The 4768-nt window shown below is 70.5% G+C and carries 5 protein-coding genes; 4 read left to right on the forward strand and 1 reads right to left on the reverse strand.

Annotated elements, in window-relative coordinates:
• Positions 1-241 precede the first annotated feature (241 nt).
• The 4 genes from QH283_RS02585 to QH283_RS02600 are packed head-to-tail and all read left to right on the forward strand — an operon-like array spanning position 242 to position 4274.
• Positions 242-1819: a methylmalonyl-CoA mutase family protein gene (locus tag QH283_RS02585; protein WP_280501416.1), complete on the forward strand. Its 1578-nt coding sequence runs from the start codon at positions 242-244 to the stop codon at positions 1817-1819.
• Positions 1819-2217, forward strand: coding sequence for a cobalamin-dependent protein (locus QH283_RS02590; RefSeq protein ID WP_280501412.1), 399 nt, complete (start codon positions 1819-1821; stop codon positions 2215-2217). The genes QH283_RS02585 and QH283_RS02590 overlap by 1 nt, the downstream gene beginning before the upstream one ends.
• A gap of 54 nt (positions 2218-2271) precedes the next feature.
• Positions 2272-3228, forward strand: a complete 957-nt coding sequence (locus QH283_RS02595; RefSeq protein WP_280501413.1) for a TIGR03564 family F420-dependent LLM class oxidoreductase — start codon at positions 2272-2274, stop codon at positions 3226-3228.
• A complete protein-coding gene (locus tag QH283_RS02600) occupies positions 3225-4274 on the forward strand; it encodes a CaiB/BaiF CoA transferase family protein (RefSeq protein ID WP_280501414.1) in 1050 nt (349 codons plus the stop codon). Before QH283_RS02595 ends, QH283_RS02600 begins: the two co-directional genes overlap by 4 nt.
• A 61-nt stretch (positions 4275-4335) precedes the next feature.
• Here QH283_RS02600 and QH283_RS02605 read toward each other — a convergent pair whose 3' ends face one another.
• Entirely contained in the window at positions 4336-4665 is a 330-nt protein-coding gene (locus tag QH283_RS02605; RefSeq protein WP_280501415.1) for a hypothetical protein, read from the reverse strand.
• Positions 4666-4768: the final 103 nt, after the last annotated feature.

Raw genomic sequence — 4768 nt, forward strand, 5'->3', positions numbered from 1 at the left:
CGGGGTCCCGCCCCGCTTGGGGGGGGGGGTCCCGGTGTCGGCGGGTGTGTGTCTGGGCGGGTTGTTGTTTTTCGGCGCCCCGCCCGCGGCGGCCGATGGTGCCCGTGGCCCACTGGGCGACTCGATAGTGCGGTCGGCTGGTCATGGGGCGTCCGTTCCCGCCGGTCGGGGCTGTCCCGATTATGCGTTCGCTTAGAATGGTATTGGCATTCTCATTTTTTGCAAGTACCGTATTCAAGTGATGAACGAGCAAGTGCAGACCTCGTCCGGCATCCCGCTGGAGCCGAGCTACGGACCGGAGTCGAGGCGTACCGATCCGCCGCCGCCGGGCGTGTTCCCCTTCACCAGGGGCAATTTCGCGTCCGGCTATCGCGGCAAGCTGTGGACGTTCCGGCAGTACTCGGGGTTCGGCACCGCGGAGGAGTCCAACCGGCGTTACCGGTATCTGCTCGACCAGGGCGGCACCGGGCTGTCGGTCGCGCTCGACCTGCCCACCCAATGCGGTTACGACTCCGACGATCCCGAGGTGAGTGAGGAAGTCGGCCGGGTGGGCGTCGCCGTCGACACCCTGGCCGACGCCGAGCTGCTCTTCGACGGCATCCCGCTCGACAGGATCAGCACCAGCTTCACCATCAACGGCACTGCCGCCATCCTGCTCGCGCTCTATGTGGCCGCCGCGGAGAAGAAGGGCGTGCCGCGCGCGAAGCTCACCGGCACGATCCAGAACGACATCCTCAAGGAGTACGCCTCGCGCGGCACCTGGATCTGGCCGCCGCAGCCCTCGCTGCGCCTGATCGCCGACACCATCGAATTCTGTGCCGCCGAGGTGCCGCGCTTCAACGCGATCTCGGTGGCCGGCGCGCATTTCCGCGACGCGGGCGCCAACGCGGTGCAGGAGATGGCCTTCACCCTCGCCGACGGCGTCACCTACTGCGACACCCTGGTCGAACGCGGGCGCATGAGCATCGACCGGTTCGCCCCGCAGATCTCGTTCTTCTTCTACACCCACGGCGACTTCTTCGAGGAGATCGCCAAATACCGTGCGGGCAGGCGGCGTTGGGCCACCATCGTGCGCGAACGCTACGGCGCGAGCAGCGACAAGGCCGCCATGTTCCGCTTCGGCTGCGTCGCGGGCGGCGCCTCGCTGTACGCACCGCAGGCGCAGAACAATCTGGTGCGCGTGGCCTACGAGGCGCTGGCCGCGGTGCTCGGCGGCGTGCAGTCGATGTTCACCGCGGCCTGGGACGAGCCGTTCGCGCTGCCAAGCGAGGAGTCCGCCACCCTGGCGCTGCGCACCCAGCAGATCCTGGCCTACGAGACCGGCGTGACCAGAGTGGCCGACCCGCTCGGCGGCTCCTACTTCGTCGAGGCGCTCACCGACGCGACCGAGCAGCGCATCGTCGAGATCATGGACGATCTCGAGCGGCGCGGCGGCATGGTCCGTTGCATCGAGGACGGCTACCTGCAAGGGCTCATCGCCGACGCCGCCTTCGAGTTGCACCACGCCGTCGAGTCCGGGGAGCGGCCGGTGGTCGGGGTCAACCGGTTCGTCACCGACGAGCCCGCCCCCGACATCGGCACCTACGCGCTCGACGCCGACGGCAGGGAGCGGCAGCTGAAAAGGCTGGCCCGTGTGAAGGCCGAACGCGATCCCGCCGCCGTGCGCGCGACGCTGGCCGCGCTCTCGCGGGCGGCCGAGGGAGAGGACAACCTCATGCACCATCTGATCGCCTGCGCCAACGCCTACTGCACGGTGGGTGAGATGACCGCCGCGCTCAAAGCGGTGTGGGGCGAGTTCCAGCAGCCGGTGGTGTTCTGATGCCCGCCCGCGTGCTGGTCGCCAAGCCCGGCCTCGACGGTCACGACCGCGGCGCCAAGATCGTGGCCCGCACCCTGCGCGACGCGGGCTTCGAGGTGATCTACACCGGTATCCGCAAGAAGGTCGAGGAGATCGTCGCCATCGCGGTGCAGGAGGACGTCGCCGTGGTGGGGCTGAGCATCCTGTCCGGCGCGCACGTTGCGCTCACCCGGCGCGTGATCGACGGCCTGGCGGCGGCCGACGCCGCGGACATCGCGGTGGTCGTCGGCGGCACCATTCCGCGCGCGGACGTGCCGGTGCTGCTGGAAGCCGGTGCGGCGGCGGTGTTCCCGACCGGGACCGCGCTGGAGACCGTGGTCGAGCAGATCAGGGCGCTCACCGCGTCGGTCACCCCCTGAGACTTTCCGCCCCCGAATCGGACGGCCCGGCCATCGGGCAGCTTGGAGGAACACGTGCGTATCGGCGTGATGATCGGGCCAGAGAAGGGCGACACCGGCCGCAAGCTCGACCGGATGCTGCGCGACATCGAGTGGGCGGAGTCGGCGGGCATGGACACCGCCTGGATTCCGCAGATCCCCACCGACTTCGACGCACTCACCACCGTCGCGGCCATGGGGCCGGTCACCAGCCGTATCGAACTGGGCACCGCCGTGGTCCCCTTGCAGGCCCAGCACCCGGTCGCGCTCGCCCGCCAGGCGCTGTCGGTGCACGCGGCCGCCGCGGGCAGGCTGGCCCTCGGCGTCGGCCCCTCACACCACTGGATCGTGCGTGACATGCTCGGCCTGCCCTACGACCGCCCCGCCGCCTACACCCGCGACTATCTCGAGGTGCTCGCCGCCGCGCTGCGCGGCCCCGGCCGGGTCGACGTGGAGAACGACACCTTCACCGTCCGCAATCCGCTCGATCTCGGCCCGGTCGCCCCGCTGCCGGTGCTGGTCGCCGCACTCGGCCCGGTCATGTTGCGTATCGCCGGTGAGCACACCGACGGGACCGTGCTGTGGATGGCCGACGAGAAGGCGATTTCCGAGCACGTCGTCCCCAGGATCACCAGAGCCGCCGCCGAGGCGGGCAGGCCCGCACCGCGCATCGTGGCCGGACTGCCGGTGTGCCTGTGCGCCAGGGCCGAGATCCCCGAGGCGCGGGCGCGCGCCAACCGCATCCTGGGCGAGGCCGAGGTCTCGCCCAACTATCAGCGGCTGCTGGAACAGGGTGCGGCGCACGACATCGGCGACCTGTGCGTCGCCGGTGACGAGGAGAGCATCGTCGCGGGACTGCGGCGCTACGGCGAGGCGGGCGCGACCGACCTGTCGGTGCGGCTGCTGCCCATCGGCGACACCCGCGACGAACTGGTCGCCTCCAAGCGACGCACCCGGCAGATGATCGCCGACATCGCCGAGGCGCTGCGATGACTGCCGAGACCGCGGGTCCGCTCGCCGGCATCCGCGTCCTCGAGGTCGGCACAATGCTCGCGGGTCCGTACGCGACCATGATGCTGGCCGATCTCGGCGCCGAGGTCACCAAACTCGAGCCGCCCGGCGGAGACATCTCCCGGCAGGTGAGCGACAGCTACTTCGCCAGCCTCAACCGGGGCAAACGCAGCATCACCATCGAACTCGGCACCGAACGCGGCCGGGCGGCGCTCGGCGAACTGGTCGCCGGATCCCACGCGCTGCTGGTCAATCTCAAACCGTCCGCCATCCGCGGACTCGGCCTCACCTACGAGGACCTGCGCCACTACAACGAGCGGATCGTGTGCGTGGCGATCACCGGCTACGGGCTGCACGGCGGGGACGATCCCGCCTTCGACTACGTCATCCAGGCCGCCACCGGCGTCGCCGCCCTCACCGGTGACCCGGACGGGCCGCCCACCCTGCCCGGCTACTCCTCGGCCGACAACTCCACCGGACTCACCGCCGCCCTCGGCTTGCTCGCCCAGATCGTGTCCGGGCGGGGCGGACAGATCGACGTCTCGCTCTACGAGGTCATGCTCTCGCAGCTCAACTATCACGCCGCGGCCTATCTGGACGGCGGGGTGCGGCCCCGGCGGCGGCCGTTCGGGGCACACTCGTATTACGTTCCCGCGCAGATGTTTCCGACCGCGTCGGGACACCTGGCACTGTTCGTGACGCACGACCGGTTCTGGAAGGCCTTCGCGGCGGAGGCCGGGATCGACGGGTTCGCCACCATGGCCGAGCGGGTCGCCCGGCGGGACGAGGTGCTGGCGGTGGTCACCGCCGCGCTGGCCGGGGACACCGCCCGCGGGTGGGAGGAACGACTGCGACCGCTCGGGATACCGGCCGCCGCCGTGCGGGAATTGCCCGAGGCGCTCGACGCAAGCCCCGAGGTCGTGGTGCGAGCGGGAGAACATCGGCTCGTCGGAAGTCCGATCCGGGTGGCCGGGTACCGGCCTCGGTACGGGCCGCCCCCGCGGCTGGGCGAGCACGGGGCGGCCTGAGCGGAGCGGGCCGCGGCCCCGCCCACACGCTGGTTCCGGTCACCGGCGGCGGACCGGCTGTTCAGTTGATCGCCGCGGTGGCCCGGGCTTCGAGGGCGTCGAGGACATCGACGTAGGTGCCGGGTACGCCGATGCGCATGACCGGATCGGCGGTGGTGGCGGGGAATTCGAAGGTGAAGAAGCGACAACAGCCGGATTCGCGGGCGGCCAGATCGCGGGCGGCGTCTTCGCTGCCGGGATGGAGAGTGAGGTCGAGTCGGGTGGGGTGGGGACGGTGGGCCGACCGGACCGATCCGGCGAAGAAGCTGTCGAATTCGGCGACCCGGATCGGCTGTTCGACGGTGGGTAGAGTGCAGGCGTCGGGAACCCAGTCCTGCGACGAAGGCGTCATGTCTCCACGGTAGACCCGCCGCGGCCCCTACGGCCCGACCATGACCCGACCAGCCCGGGCCCTGGGGGAATAACTCGTATTAGACGGGGAATTAGGCGGGGTG

Source organism: Nocardia farcinica, from assembly GCF_029867845.1.
In the GTDB taxonomy this organism is placed as follows: domain Bacteria; phylum Actinomycetota; class Actinomycetes; order Mycobacteriales; family Mycobacteriaceae; genus Nocardia; species Nocardia farcinica_A.

What these genes read in the sequence shown, in the direction of transcription:
- QH283_RS02585 (WP_280501416.1), top strand. Translation starts at nt 242, where the DNA reads ATGAACGAGCAAGTGCAGACCTCGTCCGGCATCCCGCTGGAGCCGAGC.
- QH283_RS02590 (WP_280501412.1), top strand. Translation starts at nt 1,819, where the DNA reads ATGCCCGCCCGCGTGCTGGTCGCCAAGCCCGGCCTCGACGGTCACGAC.
- QH283_RS02600 (WP_280501414.1), top strand. Translation starts at nt 3,225, where the DNA reads ATGACTGCCGAGACCGCGGGTCCGCTCGCCGGCATCCGCGTCCTCGAG.
- QH283_RS02605 (WP_280501415.1), bottom strand. Translation starts at nt 4,665, where the DNA reads ATGACGCCTTCGTCGCAGGACTGGGTTCCCGACGCCTGCACTCTACCC.